The following is a 19,354-nucleotide window of genomic DNA, read 5'->3' on the forward strand; positions in this document are numbered from 1 at the left end:
TCTTTCATGAACTTTTTGTTACCTTTTTTATGTTATGTGAATGTTTTAAACATATAGGAACATGCTAATAAACGGAGGTGTTAGTTATGAGGGAAAAAGATAAGCAAGAAATACCAATGGATTCTGTATTAAATCCAGGCGTAAGGTTGAGTACAGATTTTCAATTTCGTCAGGCGTTTTTACCAGAAGAAGCCTATGCGGGAGACTCTGTTGCTGAGCATACGGTGATTGAGCAGGCGAATGAATATTTGGCTGAGGAAGGAGTGAATCAAATATTTAACAATTCATAAGGCTGGCTGTAAAGAAAAGTGTCAGACCTGCAATATAGGTACATAACGTGATGAAAACACTATGTGCGGTCAGCCACTTTTTGGGCGGTATTATATTTTTTAAAAAATATAGAAAATTATGTAAAATAATGGTATGATGAAGGCGGATAAATTTATAGAGAGGGAGAGGATGAAATGAAGTTAAGAGAGTTTCTTCTTCTTGATGAATTTATTGTCAGCCGTTATACCATTGCAGTGCTACCGTATCATCATAGCGGGTTTCGTTATTCCAAAGTAATTGAGGAAGATGGTGAGTACATTGTTAAAATGAAGCCGATTGAAATCATTAAACAAAGTTGTCATTATTACGGCTCAAGTCTCAAAGGGAGGAAAGACGGAACCCGGGAAATTATTGGAGTGACTCATAAAGCACCAATCGCGATTGAACCTTTAAATGAAATCTACTTTTTTCCGACCACTTCTCCGAATGACCCTCGCTGCGTTTGGCTATCTCATTTTCATGTTTTCAAGTATGAACCTATGCAAGGAGAAAAAACATGCGTTTATTTTAATCATGAAAAAAGTATTTACCTCGATGTTTCTTACCACTCATTTGTTAATCAGCTGTATCGTACCGCGCAGCTTCGGACAAAGTTATCGGAGCGGATGGAAGCGCGGGAGAGAAAACTGCAATATTTATATCGAATGGATCGAACAAAAGGATGGACTTTGCAGTAACACGAAATGGCAGTAGCACTGATGCAAATAATTAATTGAATTTTCAGAAATTGTTAACGATAAAAATTGTATATTTCCTATCCCCCGGTTAAACATGTAAAATAATAAGTATATTAGTAACAGAGCTAATAATGAATGGGGAGTATCGATGGACTTTGAAACGTTAAAAGAATGGTTTACTTTAAAAAATGTGCTTGCATTGCTTGAACATTATCGCTCCTTCGGGATTGTACCGGGGATTATTTTGCCGCTGCTTGAGTCATTTTTGCCGATTTTACCTCTATTCGTATTTGTTATGGCGAATGCGGCTGCTTTTGGATTATGGAAAGGATTTATCATTTCTTGGGCCGGCGCATGTATCGGTTCTTTGCTTGTTTTTTATCTCGCACGCAAGGTGGGGCAGAAACGGTTTTTTGTATTTTTAAGCCGCCATCCGAAAGTTCGGCAATTGATGAACTGGGTGGAACGTCACGGATTTGGACCGCTGTTTTTATTATATTGCTTTCCGTTTACCCCGTCGGCAGCTGTCAATGTTGTAGCCGGTTTATCACGCGTGAGTATACAGCAGTTTTCATTAGCTGTTATTTTTGGAAAAATGGTGATGATTTTTACGATTAGTTTTATTGGATATGATATCGTTTCCCTTGTAAAACAGCCGCTCCGTACCGTTTTTGTTGCCATCGTTGTATTTCTTTTATGGTATATCGGCAAATTGGTTGAAGCGAGGCTTTCTTTTGCTGAAAAAGAGGAGCGGGGCTGAGGAGCGGTCATATGAATGAGAAAATAAAGAATGAAGGACTGAAATGGGGAAAATCGATCTTTATCGGACTGCTTGTCGTCTTTTTTATTCGTTTCTTCTTTGTGACAAATTATGTGGTAGAAGGCGAGTCGATGATGCCGACGTTTCAGGACGGCAACATGCTGATTGTGAATAAGCTAAACAATCAAATTGAAGAGCTAAAACGTTTCGATGTCATTATTTTTCATGCGAATAAAAACAAAGACTATATAAAGCGAATAATCGGGCTGCCAGGGGATACAATCGAATATAAAAATGACGTTTTGTATATAAACAACAAACCAGTAACAGAGCCGTATTTAAAACTTTATAAAAGTAAACTCATTGATGGAAAATTAACAGGAGATTTTACATTAAAAGAGTTAACGGGGCAAAAAACGGTACCAAAAGGCCATGTTTTTGTCCTTGGTGACAATCGTTTGAGCAGTTTGGATAGCCGTCACTTTGGCTTTGTCAAAATAGAGCAAGTAGTCGGCAAAGTCAATTTACGCTACTGGCCGATGAATGAATTTGGCGTACAGTTTTAACATCGTCTTATATACTGTGTTATGAGGACTGACACTTTGCTTGAGGGTCAGTTCTTTTTTATAAGTAAAGCTTAAATAGGCTTTTCTTTTTATTTACGAACATATGTGCTATAATAAAGGAAAATATTTGTACTTTGGAAATTGTGATGCTTTTGATATGTTTTTATAGTACATAAGACTTTGAATGTAGGTGATATCGATGTCGCTTCGATTTATTTTAGGAAGGTCAGGGAGCGGAAAGACGACAACATGTTTAAATGAGATTCGCAAACAGCTGGAAGAAAAGCCAAACGGCGAGCCGATTATCTATCTTGTTCCTGAGCAAATGACGTTTCAGTCAGAGTATGCGCTTATTAATACACCGGGGCTCGGCGGAATGATTCGCGCTCAAGTATTTAGTTTTACCCGTTTAGCTTGGCGGGTTCTTCAAGAAACAGGCGGTATGAGCCGATATCATCTCAGCGATGTTGGTGTGCGTATGCTTTTGCGCAAAATTATTGAACATCATAAGCATGAACTAAAATTATTTGGACGAGCCGCTGATAAAATCGGGTTTCTCGAACAGTTGGAAGAAATGATTGTTGAATGTAAACGATATTGTTTAACACCGGAACAGCTTCTCGAAAAACAAGCAGAATTGCGCGATACGAATGCAAAAGCGAAAGTGCTGGCCGATAAACTAAGCGATTTACAGCTGATTTATAGCGAACTGGAAAAGCAATTAATGAGCAAATATATTGAATCGGAAGACTATCTGCGCTTGCTTGCCGAAAAAATCCCTCGCTCGCGTTATCTTGCCGAAGCGGAGATTTACGTTGACGGGTTTCATCGTTTTACGCCACAAGAATATATGGTGCTTGAACAGTTAATGCTCCATTGCCGAAGAATAACGGTAGCATTAACAGTCGATGCTCCTTATAATGAAACACTTCCAGACGAACTGCATTTATTTAAAATGACAGGCCAGACGTATCATGATATTCGTGAAATGGCACTGCTCAATAATGTGCCGATAGAAGGAATCGAGCTTTTCGAACAGAATGTCCGACATAAAGAAAAAGCATTGATTCATTTAGAAAAACATTACGATTCCAGACCTGTTGTGCCGTTTGCTGAAAAAACAAAGGCAATCCGTATTTACCAAGCAGCTAATCGCCGCGCTGAAGTAGAAGGGATTGCCCGTGAAATTATTCGCCTTGTGCGCGATGAAGGATACCGATATCGCGATATTGCTATTTTAGTCCGCAATACAAATGATTATCGTGATTTGTTTGCAACGGTTTTTGCTGATTACCGTATTGCCTATTTTATGGATCAGAAAGAGCCGATGCTTCATCACCCGCTTGTGGAATTGCTTCGTTCAAGCCTTGAAGTCATTGTTTCCAATTGGCGCTACGAAGCGGTATTTCGTGCTGTTAAAACCGATTTGCTTTTCCCGGTTGATGCGGATGTCATGAAGTTGCGCGAAGCGATGGACCAGCTCGAAAATTATGTGCTTGCTTACGGAATTCAAGGAATAAAATGGACAAGTAATGATCGTTGGACGTATCGCCGTTACCAGGCGTTAGATGGAATTTCGGTTGCGCAAACAAATGAAGAGAAAGAATATGAAGAGAAGCTGAACAGCTGGCGTGAAATGATTGTGAAGCCGCTTTTTAAGTTACAAAAACGCCTGCAAAAAGCTGAAAACGGCCGAGCGATGTGCGAGGCAATCTATTTATATTTAGAAGAGTTAGAGATTCCAAAGAAATTAGAACAACTGCGCAGCGAGGCGGAAGCGGAGGGCAGGCTTATAGAAGCGAGACAGCATGATCAAGTATGGAATGCGATTATTGATTTGCTGGATCAGTATGTAGAAATTTTAGGAGATGAACATTTACCGCTTAAACCATTTATAAAAATTATCGAAACCGGATTAGACAGCCTGAAGTTTTCTCATGTTCCGCCAGCGATTGACCAAGTATTAATTGCTCCGTTTGACCGTTCCCGTTTATTCGGCATAAAATGTGCCTTTGTTGTTGGGGTTAATGAAGGAATCATCCCTGCCAAGCCGGCAGAAGATGGAATTTTAACAGAGAATGAACGGGAAGTTTTGCAGCAATTCGATTTAAAAGTGGCACCGGGAAGCCGGGAACAATTGTTAAATGAACCGTTTGCCATTTATTTGGCGTTAACAAGCCCGAGCGAGCGGTTATATATGACGTATCCTTTGGCGAATGAGGAAGGAAAATCGTTAGCTCCTTCGATTTTGATCAAGCGCTTAACCGATTTATTTCCAGCTGTTCAGCAAAAACAGTGGGGCAGCGAACCAGTTGAGGCAAATGAAGAGGAACAGTTATCATTTGTGACAAATCCAAAGGCAACGATCGCTTATCTTGTGACACAGCTGCAAGCATGGAAACGAAATTATCCAATCCATGATTTATGGTGGGATGTATACAATTATTATGCGGAAGATGCAGAATGGAAAAAGATAGGTGGAAAAATTTTATCGAGTTTGTTCTATCAAAACGTAGCGAAACCATTAAAAAAAGATATAAGCAAACAACTTTATGGAAAGAAAATACAAGCGAGCGTATCGCGGATGGAGCAGTTTAAAGCTTGTCCGTTTTCTCATTTTGCCGCGCATGGATTGCGTCTCAAAGAAAGAAAAATGTTCCGTTTGGAAGCGCCCGATATCGGCCAGTTGTTCCACTCCGCTTTAAAGTATATTTCTGATCGCATCAATGATACGAAGCTTGAATGGAGCCAGTTATCCAAACAGCAGTGTGAACAGCTGTCTTTTGAAGCAGTCGAGCAACTTGCGCCAAAAATTCAGCAAGAAATTTTATTAAGCTCAAACCGCTATCATTACATGAAGAGAAAGCTGCAAAATATTATTTCACGCACGGCTGTCATGTTAAGCGAACATGCGAAAGCGAGCGGTTTTGCCCCGGTCGGCCTTGAACTGGAATTCGGCCCTAATGGGGTGCTGCCGCCTGTTAAGTTCCAGCTTGGTGACGGTACAGTAATGGAATTAGTCGGAAGAATTGACAGAGTGGATAAAGCAGAAAGCTCCAAAGGGATGCTTTTGCGTGTCATTGATTATAAATCAAGTACAAAAGCGTTAAATTTAACGGAAGTTTATTACGGAATTGCTTTGCAAATGTTAACGTATTTAGACATTGTCATTACGTATGCTGAACAATTGATTGGCAGTGCTGCCTCTCCGGCGGGAATTTTATATTTTCATATTCATAATCCAATGATTAAAAGTGACAAACTGTTGTTAAATGAAAGCGAAGTCGAGAAAAAACTTTTTGAGCAATTTAAAATGCGCGGTCTCTTGTTAGAAGACGAAGAGGCGGTACGGCTGATGGACAAGACGATGGAAGAAGGAAAATGGTCGTTAATTGTTCCTGCTCAAATTACAAAAAAGGGCGGGTTTCATGCGAAATCATCGATTGTCAGCGAAGACGATTTTCACCGCTTGCGCTTGCACGTCCGCCATTTATTCAAGTCAATCGGTCTCGACATTGTAAACGGCATTGTCGATATATCTCCTTATAAGCTGAATGACAAAACACCATGTCAATTTTGTGAGTTTAAGCCGGTATGTCAATTTGACGATGCTTTTGAAGAGAACGGATATCGTTTGCTAATTCCGCAATCCAAAAATGACATCATTGCTAAAATCGCGGAAGGGGGTAAGGAGAATGAGTGATTTGCTTCGACCAAAACCACCAGGAAGTCATTGGACGGATGAACAATGGAAGGCGATTGTTGCCGATGGGCAGGATATTCTTGTCGCTGCTGCTGCCGGTTCGGGAAAGACAGCTGTATTAGTCGAGCGCATTATTGAAAAAATTGTTGCCAAAGACGATCCCGTAGATGTCGATCGCTTGCTTGTTGTGACATTTACGAACGCTTCCGCAGCGGAAATGAAAACGCGCATCGGCGAAGCGATTGAAAAGGAGATTGAAAAGCATCCAAGTTCACTTCATTTACGGCGGCAGTTAAGCTTATTAAACCGCGCCTCCATTTCAACGATTCACTCTTTTTGTCTAGATGTTATACGAAAGTATTATTATTTAATTGATATCGATCCCGTGTTTCGCATTGCTGATGAAACAGAGGCGGCTTTGCTGAAAGAAGAAGTAATGGAGGAATTGTTTGAGGAACAGTACGGGAAAGAGGGAAATGAAGCATTTTTTAACGTTGTTGATCGTTACACATCTGATCGGACCGATGAAGATTTACAACAGTTAATTCTTGAACTTTATGAGTTTTCCCGCTCGCATCCTTATCCGTCGGCTTGGCTGGATCAATTAGTAAACATGTATGACATCAGTGAAGATACAGCTGTTGAACAATTGCCTTATACCGCTTATCTTAGCCGTTATTTGGACATGGAGTTTCAGGCGGTTAAAGATTTGTTAACAAAAGCATTGGAAATTGCTTATCTTCCCGGCGGCCCTTTGCCGCGTGCGGAAAACTTTCTTGATGATTTACAGATTGTCGAAAGATTAATAGAGGCAAAAAAGCGTTCATGGCAAGAGCTGTATGAACAAATGCATGCATTTTCTTTTTCAAGAGCAAAAACGTGCCGCGGCGATGAATATAAAAAAGAATTGCTTGATAAAGCGAGTTCTTTGCGGGAGACAGCGAAGAAAAAGCTCGAGGGGATACGCGACGAATTATTTTCGTTCCGGCCGCAAACTTGGCTGCGCCACATGAAGGAAATGAAGCCGATTGTTGAGGTTATTGTTCAGCTTGTCAAAGAGTTTGCGGAACGTTTCCGTCAGGCAAAGCTTGAAAAAGGATTAGTCGACTTTTCTGATTTGGAGCATTATTGCTTACAAATTTTGCGCCATCCTGATTCGACGTCAGACAAGCTGATTCCTTCCGATGCTGCTCTTGATTACCGCGCCCAATTTGTCGAGGTGCTTGTCGACGAGTATCAAGATGTGAATATGGTGCAAGAATCGATTCTACAGCTTGTTACAAAAGAGCATGAACAGACAGGAAATTTGTTCATGGTAGGGGATGTAAAGCAATCCATCTACCGTTTCCGACTTGCCGAACCGTTCTTATTTTTAAGCAAATATAAACGGTTTACGCCTGATGGCAGGCAAACGGGATTAAAAATCGATTTATCGCGCAATTTCCGCAGCCGTACGGAAGTGCTTGACGGAACAAACTTTATTTTTAAACAAATCATGGGGGAAACAGTCGGAGAAATCGCTTATGACGAAGATGCTGAATTAAAATTTGGGGCTAATGATTATCCGGAAAACAAAAATGCTGCAGTCGAGTTTTTAATGATTAATCGTGCCGATACAGAGAAGGAAATTCAAGCGGAAATAGATGAGTCCAATTTCGATTTAATCGAATTGGAAACCGTACAGCTTGAGGCTCGGTTAATGGCACAGAAAATTAAACAATTAATCTCTGAGCCGTTTGAGGTTTATGACCGCAAGTTGAAGCGCAGCCGCCGGGTGATGTACCGCGATATTGTGATTTTATTGCGTTCCATGCCATGGGCACCGCAAATTATTGAGGAATTTCGTCAGCAGGGCATTCCCGTCTATGCCGATTTGTCATCGGGATATTTTGAGGCAACAGAAGTATCGATTATGTTGTCGCTTTTAAAAATTATTGACAACCCGTATCAAGATATTCCGCTCGCTGCTGTGCTGCGCTCGCCGATTGTTGGCTTAGATGAAAATGAACTGGCGATGATTCGCATTCACAATCGAAAAGGAACATATTATGAAGCGCTCATTTCCTTTTTAAATAAAGTGACAGCGGATCCAAAAGAACAAAATCTGCAGCATCGATTGCGCCAATTTTATGACGAGCTGCAACAGTGGCGGACAAAAGCGCGGCAAGGTTCTTTAGCTGATTTAATTTGGCAGCTGTACAGGGAAACGCATTTTTATGATTTTGTCGGCGGAATGCCGGGCGGAAAGCAGCGGCAAGCCAATTTGCGTGCATTATATGACCGGGCCCGACAATATGAAGCGACCTCTTTCCGCGGTTTATTCCGGTTTTTGCGCTTCATTGAACGGATGCAAAACCGCGGTGACGATTTAGGTGCCGCCCGCGCTTTAGGCGAGCAAGAGGACGTTGTCCGCCTTATGACGATTCATAGCAGTAAAGGTCTTGAGTTTCCTGTTGTATTTGTTGCCGGTCTGGCACGCAGGTTCAATTTGAAAGATATTAATCGAAGTTATTTGCTGGATAAAGAACTAGGCTTTGCGACGCGATTTGTTGATGCAAAATTGCGGATTAGCTATCCGACGCTTCCACAGTTAGCAATGAAACGAAAGCTGCGTTTTGATTTACTCGCTGAAGAAATGCGCGTTCTTTATGTAGCGCTAACACGGGCAAAAGAAAAGTTATATTTAATTGGTACGGTAAAAGACGCAGGAAAGGAAATGGAAAATTGGAAAAACTACTTGACGCATACTGACTGGCTGCTTCCTGATGCAGTTCGCGCTTCGGCAAATTGTTACTTAGATTGGATCGGCCCTGCTTTAATTCGCCATCGAGATAGCTCAAAGCTGCACGGAGAAAGTGTGGTTACAAGTTTAGAAGAAATTGCGAATCACCCTTCGAAATGGCATATAGAAATGATAGAAGCGAAAACATTGCAGCAAACGGATGAAACAACACAGCAGCAAAATGACCAAATCATCAAATCGCTTGAAAAAATGCATCCAATTTCTCAGCCAAGCGAATACAAAGAAAAAATTTATTACTATTTGACATGGGAGTATAACGATCAATTACTGACGATGTTGCGAGCGAAGCAGAGCGTTTCCGAATTAAAACGACAACGGGAAATTTTTGGCGAAAATGCGGATGATGCGTTGCTTCGACCGTTCTCTTCTCCGATTGCGAAACGGCCGTTATTTATGCAAGAAAAGAAATTAACGGCGGCGGAAAAGGGAACCGCGATGCATATGGTGATGCAGCATGTAGAGCTAACAAAGCCGATTACAGAGGAAACGGTTCGTGAGCAAATAGCAAAAATGGTTAATGAGGAGCTGCTTACTTACGAGCAGGCAGAGTCGGTCGACGTTCTCAGTGTTGTTGCTTTCTTTGCCACCGATATCGGCAAACGCCTTTTAAAAGCGAAATATATTTATCGCGAAATTCCGTTCAGCTTATCGTTAGCAGCGAGTGAAGTATATCGTCTTGAAGGAAAATCGGAACGAGAAAATGTTCTCATCCAAGGTGTTGTCGACTGTATGTTTGAAGATGAAGCTGGTCTTGTGTTGATTGACTTTAAAACGGATGCCATTACAAACCGTTTTCCAGGCGGATTAGACCAAGCAAAAGCCGTATTGGAAAAACGTTACCGCACGCAAGTGGATTTATATCGCCGGGCGATCGAGCAAATTTGGAAAAAAGAAGTGAAAGAATGTTATCTTTATTTATTTGACGGTTCTTATTTACTGTCCATGTAAAGGCGTGTTTTTTCACGCCTTTACATTTAATTCTAGTAAATTCATAAACTAGAAAGGAGTCGAGTGGCTTGCGTATATTGCATACGGCGGATTGGCATTTAGGGAGAACGCTTGAAGGAAGAAACCGGCTGCCAGAGCAAGAACAGTTTATTGATGAATTAGTGGAGATTGTTGAAAAGGAAGAAGTCGATGTTGTGCTAATGGCAGGAGATGCGTTTGATTCAGTCAACCCGCCAGCGTCGGCGGAACAGTTGTTTTATGAAAGTTTGGCGCGGCTTTCCGATAAAGGAAAGAGACCTGTTGTTGTTATTGCCGGCAATCATGATCATCCAGAGCGAATTTCTGCTGCTAGAAGCCTCGTTCAAGATTATGGAATCATTCTTCTCGGATTGCCGACTGCAGCCGTACAGCGAATCGATGTGCCAACATGCAATGAAACGCTTATGTTAGCAGCTTTGCCATATCCGTCAGAGTCCCGCTTAGCGGAGCTATTATCAGAGAGCAATGAAGAATTGCTTTTACGTGATAAATATGATGAGCGAATTCGCGGGCTTTTTGAAACAATGAGCACGATGTTTTTGCCAGATACCGTGAATATTGCGATGAGCCATATTTATGTGGCCGGTGGAAGCACTTCCGATTCGGAACGGCCGATTGAAGTAGGAGGGGCTTACACGGTTGCGGCAACAAGTTTGCCGAAAGCAGCGCAATATGTCGCACTAGGGCATTTGCATCGACCGCAAAATGTAAAACGGGCCCATACTCTTGCCCGTTATTCCGGTTCGCCTCTTGCTTACAGTTTTTCTGAAGCGGGATATGCAAAATCGGTAACAATTGTCGATGTAAAGCCGGGCACAGAAGCGCTTATATCGGAAATTCCGCTTTCCAGCGGGAAGCCCCTAGTAAAATGGAAAGCAACGGAAGGAATTGCTCAAGTGTATACATGGATCGATGAAGGAAGAGATAAGAATGCCTGGATTGATCTTGAAATTTATGTGAATTCCGCATTGTCGATGGAGGAGATTCAGCGGCTGCGCAAGCTTCATCCAGGGTTCATTCAGATTCGCCCTGTATTCCCGGAGCAGGAAAAACGTGCGGCACAATGGAAACGAGAACATGTTCCGATTGAAGAAATGTTTAAACGCTTTTATGAGAAACAGACAGGAGGCGCCCAACCAGAACCGGAGCTTGTTCAACTATTTCTTGAGTTAATTGCGGGGGATGAGGAGGCGGAGGATGCATGAAGCCGATTAGCTTAACTGTGGCAGGATTACATAGCTTTCGGGAAAAGCAGGTCATTGACTTCCAAAAGTTATGTGAAGGCGGTGTGTTCGGAATTTTTGGACCAACCGGAAGCGGGAAGTCGTCTATTTTAGATGCAATGACATTAGCCCTTTTTGGAAGTGTAGAACGTGCATCCAATAACACTCATGGCATTATCAATCATGCGGAAAATCAATTATTCGTATCGTTTACATTTGAGTTGGAGAATGCACAAGGAAAGAAGCGGTATACGGTTGAACGCAGTTTTAAACGGAGCGATGAATGGCGGATTAAGAGCACGTCCAGCCGTTTAATCGAAATCGATAAAGAATCGATCGTTCTTGCAGATAAAACGAATGAAGTCAATAAACAAATTGAACAGTTGCTTGGATTGGAAATGAAAGATTTCACGCGTGCCGTTGTGTTGCCGCAAGGAAAGTTTGCCGAATTTTTGTCGTTAAAAGGAGTCGAGCGGCGGCAAATGCTGCAGCGGCTTTTTCATCTTGAACAGTATGGCGACAAGCTGAACAAAAAATTAAAACAGCGACTGGGGGAAGCATCGTCGCAATTAAACGAAATTATGGCAGAACAAAGCGGTCTGGGAGATGCTTCTAAAGAAGCGATTGAACGGGCTGAAAAGGAATTGCGTGATTGTGAAACTCTTTTACAAAAGCGGCAAGCGGAATTGAAACAAACAGAAGAAGAATACGAAAAGAAAAAGCAATTATGGATTTGGCAAAAGGAAAAGGAAGACATCGAAGCGAAACTGGGAAAATTACAACAAGAAGAAGGAGCAATCCGCTTATTAGAGGTGAAGAAGGAGCAGGGAGAGCAGGCAGAGCGGCTGCGTCCATATCTTGAACAATACGAAGCGGCGAGAAATGCAGTTGCTGCGTGGCAGATAAAATTGGCAAACTTACAGCGGCGTGCAGCGGAAGCAAAAGAACGTTATAATCAATCGTTGCAACATTACGAGCTGGTGCGCCGAGAGAAAGCAGAAAAAGAACCGCAGCTGTTAACAAAAAAAGAACAGTTAGAGCAAGTGAAGCAGATGTTTGCAGAAATGAAAAAGCTTGAAGCACAAGTGGCATCTTTTCAGCAGCAGCTAAAGTTGATCGAGCAAAGAGAGAAAGAAAAAAACGAAAAATTTAATGAAGTAGAACAGCTCTATCAACGCGGCAGTGAGAAGCAGAAAATGTTAAAGTCAGAACTGCAACAATATCATCTATCTGTTGAAGAAAAGGAAAAAGTATATCGCGCTTATGAAGAGAAACAGCAATTGATGTCGATTCAGCAAACGGTGCAAGAAAGCAAAATGGGGCTGTTAAGAAAACAAGAAGCACTGCAGCAGGCATATGAAGTAAAGGCAAGACAAGAAACACAAGCATTAAGCATCAAAGAAAAAATTAAAAGCATCTTTTCGCGAATTGAAAAAAACTATCATCATGTTTGCGAACGGGAATTACAGCTGACAAAGCTGATTTATAAAAAAGAAAAAGAACTGGAAGAAGCTCGTGCGAAACAAGAAAAGGAAAAAACGCGACGTCTTGCTTCTCTTCTTGCACAACAGCTGCGTCAAGGAGAAGCATGCCCTGTTTGCGGTTCGCTCGAGCATCCTCATCCGTACAAACATATGGAAGAGGAGACGACGGACAGTGAAGAAATCATTAAGCAGCTTGAGCGGTTCATCAAGCAGGGACAAAGCGGATTGCAGTTGTTGTACACATTAAAAATTCAGCTTGAACAGCTTGCGCAAACGGTAATGGAACATACTTTTAATGAATTACAGTTACAACCAACAGACATAAATAAAATAATCACTGAAGAAAGTGAAACGATTCAGCAGCTTGAAGTAGAAATAAAGTCTTTACAGCAAGACTATTTACAAATAAAGGAAGAAGTGCAACAAGCGTTGCAGCGGTTGCGCCGGTTTGAAAATGAACGGCTTGAGTTGGAAAAGCAAATAAACATGCTGCAAGCGGATATCGAAGAACGAAAAAAGCAATATGAACAACGTCAGGAACATTATCAGTCATTGAAAGAAAAATGGCATGAACAATATAAAGATTTTGATTTTGATACAATGGAACAGCTTCGTGAACAAATACGGCAAAAAGAGAATGCTTTACAACAGTTACAACAGCGCATTGAACGAAGCGTTCAATTTTTGGAAGAAAAAAGAAAAGAATGGGAGCAACTAAGAGAAGAAAAGCAAATGCTAGAGAAAGAGAAAATCCATTTCGTTTCATTGCTTGAAACAAAACAGGAATTGCTCCGTGAGTACGAGGCGAAAATAAAAGGGCAACTTGGCGATGAACAAGTTGAACGATTGCTTGCACATGTTGAAAGAGAAATGATGTTGTTAAAAGAGCAGGAAGAAAAAGCGTACGATGCATGGCAAAACTCGCAACAAATATACCAAACGTTAGAAAGTGAAATGAAAGCAGCATGGCAGGCGCTTGAGGAAGGGCGGCGTCAATATGAAGAAGCAGAGAGCAAGTGGAAGTTGAATTTAGGACAAACCTCTTTTCAAAGTGAAGAGGAAGTAAGACAAGCCTTTTTGTCACGACAAGAAAAGGAACATCTAAAAGAAAAAGTCGAGCAATACTGGAGTGGTGTTAAAAAATGGAAAATAGAATTAGAGCGAGTCTCTAAAGCGATGGCTGGCCATACAGTGACAGAAGAAGAATGGGAGCAGATTCAAGCGCTGCGGCAAGAAATGAGAGAAAGTGTAAATGAAGCGATTCAGCAAGTTGGCGCAGCACAAAAAATAGTGGAGGAGTTGCTGAAAAAACATGAGCGCTTTAACGAACTAGAAAGGAAGCGGGAAAAGCTATCATTGCTTGTTTCTAGATATACGCAATTACAAAATGTTTTAAAAGGAAATAGTTTTGTTGAGTTTATTGCTGAAGAACAGCTCATTCAAGTTACGCAAATGGCATCAGAGCGATTAGGTTCATTAACGCGACAACGTTATGCGATCGAGGTCGATTCCCAAGGCGGATTTATTATTCGCGATGATGCAAACGGCGGTGTAAGACGGCCTGTCACCACTTTGTCAGGAGGCGAAACATTTTTAACATCTTTATCCCTTGCTTTGGCATTATCTGCGCAAATTCAATTGCGCGGTGAATATCCGTTGCAATTTTTCTTCTTAGATGAAGGATTTGGAACGCTGGATGCCGAGCTTTTAGATACGGTGATTTCTGCTTTGGAAAAGCTTCATTCGAATCAGCTTGCCATCGGTGTCATCAGCCATGTGCAGGAATTGAGAGCACGTTTGCCGAAGCGGTTAATTGTTGAGCCGGCAGAACCTTCTGGAAGGGGAACGCGCGTGAAACTGGAGATGATGTAGGGAGATTTTGAGGATAACGATATTGGCGTTTCATTTCATTATAAAGAGGGGCGAATCATTTCTTTGGATTCGCCCTCTATTTTTATCGTAAAACGGATGGGCAAACACCTAGCATTTAAACTTCCAAAAATAAAGTTCAACTAACATCAGTGGGGGTTTCATCCCCACTGATGTTAGTTGAACTTATCGCACTTCTAGCGTCCGTAAGACTCCCACCTGTAGAGGTGGGAGATAACCGACGATTAGAACGGGATAAAAAAGCCAACACTAGAAGCGACTAATTGTTGGCTGTAACATTGCTGTCAGACACATCTGCATCAAAGTCGTTTGTTAAGTTAATACCATTCATGATAATAATAAAATCTCCTGTATTAAAAGCCCCTGAACCGCCATTTGTTTTTGTTGCCACTTTTGGGGAGATATAGAGGGTATCTCCGAAATTGACAACAGCACCGCTCGCGACACTTGTAATTTTAATCGGACCTACTACTGAAGGCATGATGATTCATCCTTTATTATACGAATGGAGGATTGCGGGGCTATCAATGCTGGTTTGGCTCCGCTATTTGCAGCTAATTGTCTTGTGTGCTTCACTCTTGCTTCTGTGTCAATGGTGGAAGTGGAGCCGATATGGACTACGGAAGAGAAAGAAATCGCTAACACGCGAATGGTACGAACAGAAATAGCTGGAGATTCATTTAATTTATTCATCTGCCATGAAGTTGTATCCATTGCCAATCGAGGAATTGGATTGGTGAATAGAGGAAAATTACCTTCCCCTTCATTTCCGAAAAAAAGCTCCTGTTGGCGCTGGACAGCTAAAACTTTTGCACGGGATGTAATTTCTTTAGAGTCGCCAATTTGCAAAACAGCGCTAAAGCTTGTTAGTTCGTTATGAACAAGTTGAACCATGGATAGTCGCCTCATAAAAACATCAACCTTTCACATTAACCCCTTGGAGTTAAAGGAACTAACGGACCGATAATTAATGCTTCAGGAGGTGTATCAAAGGCAGATGCTACATTGATCATATCCGCGTCACCGATTAAAAACACGGCTGAACTTGTAACGGCAATAATGTGAACGTCTCCTACTTGAAGATCACGATTAATAACTGTAAAGTTCATCACTCATCATCCTTCCTTTGGCAAATGCTTAATAAATAATTCAATCGATTGTTCGATATCCCGTTTTACTTTTTCACCAATTTCATCTTCTATCTCCTTGGAAGAACCAGAAGCCGGCATTTGTCCATTGTTTATTTTTTGCTGAATGTAAAAACGAATTCGCTCGTCCACCTGCCGCCCTATATCTTGTAAAATGAACTGACGATACGTATCGTCTAAACGTTGAGAATAACGTTCTTCGATGTTCTTTAAAATATCTTTGCATTCATTTGTTAAGTAGTCATTTACTTTCGTTTGAATGTTTCGAAACAGGATAGGCTGTGGTTGCGGAATAATCACTTTCTCTGGACTAACAGCAAAATCTTCAATGGTTTCTGCACCGTTTGGAGTAAGTCCGATATTTAATGTGCCTTCCAATGTTTCGACTTTTAGTTGATCAAATTTATACTCAATTTTTTCAATTGTTGTTTGTGGAAGTTTCCTGATATTCATTAGTTCATTTTCAAGTTTGGCGATCTTTTTTTCAAGTTTTATCATTTTTTCTGTTTGCCAAGACAAATAATGCTGAAGTTTTATCAAATAGTCATAAAGAAAAGGAGCGTTCATTTGTTCATCATCCTCTCCAAAATCCTTTCTATTTCAATGTATTTAACTAGAATGGTTATCAGCACTTTTTTTGGATGATGTGTGTTTGATTTTCAATTATGATGAGGATGGTGAGGAAAGAGGAACTACTGGAGCAAATGGTGAACTTTCAACAGGTTTCTTTGCTTCAGGTGCCGGTTCTGTAAACCCACCTGAATTGCTTAAAGTAGAGAGAGATTGAATTTTTCCGGCACTGCCGATTTGCAAAACAGACGAGTTGGTGACTGAACCGATTTTCAGTTGATAAATCCAAATACTTTGATTGATATAAAAGTTCATGTCTTCACTCCTTTACGCGTTGCTGACAATATTCTGATCTGCTACATCAGCATCATGCGTATTTGTGTTGCTGTATTGATTATAAATTTGTAATCCGTCACCCGTATTAAAAGAGCCAGCACCAGCAAACGTTTTTGCGACACTATGCGGCGAAATGGCAAAAACATCGCCGATATGAAACACACCGCTGCTACTGATACTATTTATTTTTACTGCTCCCACAAATGCTGGCATTTGTATACACCCTTTTCCCGTTCTTATGACTATACTATGGGCAACTGCATAGAAATGTTCCTTTCTTTAGTTGTTTGCTGTATTGTTTGAGTCGGCGACATCAGGATCGAGAGTGTTAGTAAAGCTGACAAAGGTATTTGTTTGTAAAAAGTCTCCTGTGTTCGCTGCTCCTGCACCGCTATTAGTTTTTAAAGTTCCTTTCGGCGCAATTTGCAAAGCGTCTCCAAAATTGACAGTTCCATCACCGCTGACGTTGGTAATCTTTATTGGACCTCCAATAAATGATGGCATAGGTATACATCCTTTCTTTCTTTTTTTTAGTGTATGTCAAAAAAATAGGATGATGTACGTCCACGCCAATTCATAATTGAAACATACAATTATGTTAAGTAAGTTTTCAAAAGGATGATGCGCATGCCAGCAGTTATTGTAGGAGCGGTGAAAGTGACAAATGTCGGTGGAAACGGGACAATCAATGTCGGAGATGTGCTGCAAATTGCCCCAAAAAGCACCAATAAATCCAATTTAGGAGGCGGCGGTGGAAATACAGGAGATTTTATGATGACAAATACCGTTTTAAGCGTTACTAACTCATTTGATCCAGATATCATCGACTCGAATAATAAAGCGAATAACTAGAATAGGTTGTCTCAAAAAGGGTCAGACTTCACAACTTATATAAATGCAGATTGATTTTTCGACACGACATATGTAAAGTGCAACTTCATCAGTGGGGGTTTTCTTCATCCCCCACTGATGTTAGTTGAACTTATCGCACTTCTAGCGTCCGTAAGACTCCCACCTGTAGAGGCGGGAGTCTTACGGACGATTAGAACGGGATAAAAACGTCTTAACTGCTCTTTTGCCTGAATTACTACTTATGTCCATTTTTCAATCTGATTGATAGTACGTGAGGTCATCTGTTATAGGACAGCCCTTTTATTTTTTATAGATAATTTTATATGAAACGAATAATATGTTATAATATTTTGTGATTTTAGAATTTTTGAAATATTAGTTCGGGAGGGGATGTAGAAATGAATGTGCCATTAGTGTTGACACAGTTTTTAGATCGTGCTGTGTCACTATACGGAGAAAAAACGGGGGTAATTTGTGACGACAGAGAGATTACGTACAGAGAGTTAAATGAAAGAGTCAACCAACTTTCACATGGATTGCAGGATTTAGGAGTGAAAAAAGGGGACCGTGTTGCGTATTTAGCGCCGAATACATTAGAGATGCTTGAAGGATTTTATGGTGTTTTTCAGCTGGGAGCCGTGATGGTACCGTTAAATATTCGATTGAAGCCGGATGATTATGTATTTATTTTAAACCATAGCGAAAGCAAAATTTTATTTGTTGATCAAGAGTTATATCACTTAATTGTTCCGATTAAGGACAAGCTTGAAACGGTAGAGAAAATCATCGTCCACTATAAAGATGAGCAAACAAATGAAATCGCTTACGATGAATGGCTGGCACAATATCCGAAAACACCGTTTGCACGGCCGGAAATCGATGAAAATGATGTGTGCAGCCTCCTTTACACAAGTGGAACGACAGGAAATCCAAAAGGAGTTATGCTTACGCACCGCAACAACTATTTGCACGCTTTAGTAACGATGCATCATCTTCGCGTGTCCGATAAGGATGTTTATCTTCATATTTTACCGATGTTCCATGTTAATGGATGGGGAGCACCTTTCTATTATACGGCAAACGGAGCCACACATGTTTGTTTGCGGAAAGCGATTCCAGAAGTGATTTTCAATTATGTGAAGAAATATAAAGTGAGCGTTATGCATATGGCTCCAACCGTGTTAAATTCACTTTTACAATATTATGAGCAAAATGTTCCGGTCATTGAGCATGATGTTCGCGTTGTCATTGCCGGTTCAGCTCCGCCGCCAGCGTTTGTTACGCGCGTGGAAAAAGAGCTTGGCTGGGAGTTCATTCAAGTATACGGCATGACCGAATCCTCACCGCTCAGCCTCGTTTCAACAATTCGCTCTCATTTAAGCCATTTGCCGCTGAAAGAGCAATATCGCATGAAAGCGAAAGCGGGCCATGCAATGATTGGATGTGAAGTAAAAGTTGTCAATGACCTTGGTGAGGAGGTTCCTCACGACGGCAAATCAATTGGCGAGGTCGTTGTCAGAAGCAATGGTGTGATGAAAGGATATTGGAAAAATCCTGAAGCAACGATGGAAACGATCCGCAACGGCTGGCTTTATACGGGGGATATGGCAACCATTGATGAGTATGGCAACATTGATATTGTTGACCGCAAGAAGGATATCATTATTAGCGGCGGCGAAAACATTTCATCCATTGAGGTAGAAGGAGTTCTTTATGAGCATCCAGCCGTGCTGGAAGCAGCTGTGATTGCAGTACCGCACGAAAAGTGGGGAGAAACACCGCATGCATTTGTCGTGACACGGCCGGGCCATCAAGTGACAGAGCAAGAGTTAATAGCCTTTTCCCGTGAAAAATTGGCCCATTTCAAAGCAATTACCGGAGTTACGTTTGTTGAAGAGCTGCCAAAAACAGCTTCAGGGAAAATTCAAAAGGTACACTTGCGTAACGAATATTGGAAATCAATCGGAAAAGAAGGGCGTTATGTGAACTAAATAAACAAGGTCATCTGTCGATCGACAGATGACC

Annotated in this window: 17 protein-coding genes; 10 read left to right on the forward strand and 7 right to left on the reverse strand. The window is 41.2% G+C overall.

The window, feature by feature from the left end; translation table 11 throughout:
• Positions 1–86 precede the first annotated feature (86 nt).
• The 8 genes from B0I26_RS09280 to B0I26_RS09315 all read left to right on the forward strand — a co-directional run bounded on the left by B0I26_RS09280 (position 87) and on the right by B0I26_RS09315 (position 14,405).
• Positions 87–290, forward strand: coding sequence for a hypothetical protein (locus tag B0I26_RS09280; protein ID WP_111645167.1), 204 nt, complete (start codon positions 87–89; stop codon positions 288–290).
• Between the two features lie 174 nt (positions 291–464).
• A complete protein-coding gene (locus tag B0I26_RS09285; protein WP_111645168.1) occupies positions 465–1,007 on the forward strand; it encodes a competence protein ComK in 543 nt (180 codons plus the stop codon).
• 148 nt (positions 1,008–1,155) lie between these two features.
• On the forward strand, positions 1,156–1,767 hold the full coding sequence (locus B0I26_RS09290) for a TVP38/TMEM64 family protein (protein WP_111645169.1): 612 nt from the start codon (positions 1,156–1,158) through the stop codon (positions 1,765–1,767).
• Between the two features lie 11 nt (positions 1,768–1,778).
• Positions 1,779–2,333 carry a signal peptidase I gene (gene lepB / locus B0I26_RS09295; RefSeq protein ID WP_111645170.1) on the forward strand — a complete coding sequence of 185 codons (555 nt, stop codon included), beginning with the start codon at positions 1,779–1,781 and terminating at the stop codon, positions 2,331–2,333.
• Between the two features lie 199 nt (positions 2,334–2,532).
• On the forward strand, positions 2,533–6,036 hold the full coding sequence (addB, locus tag B0I26_RS09300) for a helicase-exonuclease AddAB subunit AddB (RefSeq protein WP_111645171.1): 3,504 nt from the start codon (positions 2,533–2,535) through the stop codon (positions 6,034–6,036).
• On the forward strand, positions 6,029–9,787 hold the full coding sequence (gene addA, locus B0I26_RS09305; protein ID WP_111645172.1) for a helicase-exonuclease AddAB subunit AddA: 3,759 nt from the start codon (positions 6,029–6,031) through the stop codon (positions 9,785–9,787). Before addB ends, addA begins: the two co-directional genes overlap by 8 nt.
• Before the next feature lie 68 nt (positions 9,788–9,855).
• Entirely contained in the window at positions 9,856–11,031 is a 1,176-nt protein-coding gene (locus B0I26_RS09310; RefSeq protein WP_111645173.1) for an exonuclease SbcCD subunit D, read from the forward strand.
• Entirely contained in the window at positions 11,028–14,405 is a 3,378-nt protein-coding gene (locus tag B0I26_RS09315; RefSeq protein WP_111645174.1) for an AAA family ATPase, read from the forward strand. The genes B0I26_RS09310 and B0I26_RS09315 overlap by 4 nt, the downstream gene beginning before the upstream one ends.
• 277 nt (positions 14,406–14,682) lie before the next feature.
• On the opposite strand, the gene B0I26_RS09320 is transcribed toward B0I26_RS09315, so the two are convergent.
• From B0I26_RS09320 to B0I26_RS09350, 7 genes are all read right to left on the reverse strand, one after another.
• Positions 14,683–14,904, reverse strand: a complete 222-nt coding sequence (locus tag B0I26_RS09320; protein WP_111645175.1) for a spore germination protein — start codon at positions 14,902–14,904, stop codon at positions 14,683–14,685.
• The gene (locus tag B0I26_RS09325; RefSeq protein ID WP_111645176.1) at positions 14,892–15,332 is read right to left on the reverse strand and encodes a spore germination protein GerPE; all 441 of its coding nucleotides are present in this window, start codon (positions 15,330–15,332) and stop codon (positions 14,892–14,894) included. The genes B0I26_RS09320 and B0I26_RS09325 overlap by 13 nt, the downstream gene beginning before the upstream one ends.
• A gap of 20 nt (positions 15,333–15,352) precedes the next feature.
• Positions 15,353–15,532: a spore gernimation protein GerPD gene (locus tag B0I26_RS09330; RefSeq protein ID WP_111645177.1), complete on the reverse strand. Its 180-nt coding sequence runs from the start codon at positions 15,530–15,532 to the stop codon at positions 15,353–15,355.
• Between the two features lie 6 nt (positions 15,533–15,538).
• A complete protein-coding gene (gerPC, locus tag B0I26_RS09335) occupies positions 15,539–16,138 on the reverse strand; it encodes a spore germination protein GerPC (protein ID WP_111645178.1) in 600 nt (199 codons plus the stop codon).
• Positions 16,139–16,234: 96 nt separating this feature from the next.
• Positions 16,235–16,456 (reverse strand): spore germination protein GerPB, encoded by a 222-nt coding sequence (locus B0I26_RS09340; protein ID WP_111645179.1) that lies wholly within the window; start codon positions 16,454–16,456, stop codon positions 16,235–16,237.
• Between the two features lie 12 nt (positions 16,457–16,468).
• Positions 16,469–16,690, reverse strand: coding sequence for a spore germination protein (locus tag B0I26_RS09345; protein WP_111645180.1), 222 nt, complete (start codon positions 16,688–16,690; stop codon positions 16,469–16,471).
• A 66-nt stretch (positions 16,691–16,756) separates the two neighbouring features.
• Positions 16,757–16,981 carry a spore germination protein gene (locus tag B0I26_RS09350; protein ID WP_111645181.1) on the reverse strand — a complete coding sequence of 75 codons (225 nt, stop codon included), beginning with the start codon at positions 16,979–16,981 and terminating at the stop codon, positions 16,757–16,759.
• Between the two features lie 123 nt (positions 16,982–17,104).
• Between B0I26_RS09350 and B0I26_RS09355 the strand changes: the two genes are divergently transcribed.
• Together B0I26_RS09355 and B0I26_RS09360 are read left to right on the forward strand one after the other, a co-directional pair.
• A complete protein-coding gene (locus B0I26_RS09355) occupies positions 17,105–17,329 on the forward strand; it encodes a spore germination protein (protein WP_111645182.1) in 225 nt (74 codons plus the stop codon).
• Positions 17,330–17,727: 398 nt separating this feature from the next.
• The gene (locus tag B0I26_RS09360) at positions 17,728–19,320 is read left to right on the forward strand and encodes a long-chain-fatty-acid--CoA ligase (RefSeq protein ID WP_111645183.1); all 1,593 of its coding nucleotides are present in this window, start codon (positions 17,728–17,730) and stop codon (positions 19,318–19,320) included.
• Positions 19,321–19,354 lie beyond the last annotated feature (34 nt).

Origin of the sequence: Paranoxybacillus vitaminiphilus (assembly GCF_003259935.1) — a bacterium.
Lineage (GTDB): Bacteria > Bacillota > Bacilli > Bacillales > Anoxybacillaceae > Paranoxybacillus > Paranoxybacillus vitaminiphilus.

Bases quoted from the DNA above. Each gene is read 5' to 3' on its own strand.
- B0I26_RS09280 (WP_111645167.1), top strand. From the start codon at position 87: ATGAGGGAAAAAGATAAGCAAGAAATACCAATGGATTCTGTATTAAAT.
- B0I26_RS09285 (WP_111645168.1), top strand. From the start codon at position 465: ATGAAGTTAAGAGAGTTTCTTCTTCTTGATGAATTTATTGTCAGCCGT.
- B0I26_RS09290 (WP_111645169.1), top strand. From the start codon at position 1,156: ATGGACTTTGAAACGTTAAAAGAATGGTTTACTTTAAAAAATGTGCTT.
- lepB (WP_111645170.1), top strand. From the start codon at position 1,779: ATGAATGAGAAAATAAAGAATGAAGGACTGAAATGGGGAAAATCGATC.
- addB (WP_111645171.1), top strand. From the start codon at position 2,533: ATGTCGCTTCGATTTATTTTAGGAAGGTCAGGGAGCGGAAAGACGACA.
- addA (WP_111645172.1), top strand. From the start codon at position 6,029: ATGAGTGATTTGCTTCGACCAAAACCACCAGGAAGTCATTGGACGGAT.
- B0I26_RS09315 (WP_111645174.1), top strand. From the start codon at position 11,028: ATGAAGCCGATTAGCTTAACTGTGGCAGGATTACATAGCTTTCGGGAA.
- B0I26_RS09320 (WP_111645175.1), bottom strand. From the start codon at position 14,904: ATGCCTTCAGTAGTAGGTCCGATTAAAATTACAAGTGTCGCGAGCGGT.
- B0I26_RS09325 (WP_111645176.1), bottom strand. From the start codon at position 15,332: ATGAGGCGACTATCCATGGTTCAACTTGTTCATAACGAACTAACAAGC.
- B0I26_RS09330 (WP_111645177.1), bottom strand. From the start codon at position 15,532: ATGAACTTTACAGTTATTAATCGTGATCTTCAAGTAGGAGACGTTCAC.
- gerPC (WP_111645178.1), bottom strand. From the start codon at position 16,138: ATGAACGCTCCTTTTCTTTATGACTATTTGATAAAACTTCAGCATTAT.
- B0I26_RS09340 (WP_111645179.1), bottom strand. From the start codon at position 16,456: ATGAACTTTTATATCAATCAAAGTATTTGGATTTATCAACTGAAAATC.
- B0I26_RS09345 (WP_111645180.1), bottom strand. From the start codon at position 16,690: ATGCCAGCATTTGTGGGAGCAGTAAAAATAAATAGTATCAGTAGCAGC.
- B0I26_RS09350 (WP_111645181.1), bottom strand. From the start codon at position 16,981: ATGCCATCATTTATTGGAGGTCCAATAAAGATTACCAACGTCAGCGGT.
- B0I26_RS09355 (WP_111645182.1), top strand. From the start codon at position 17,105: ATGCCAGCAGTTATTGTAGGAGCGGTGAAAGTGACAAATGTCGGTGGA.
- B0I26_RS09360 (WP_111645183.1), top strand. From the start codon at position 17,728: ATGAATGTGCCATTAGTGTTGACACAGTTTTTAGATCGTGCTGTGTCA.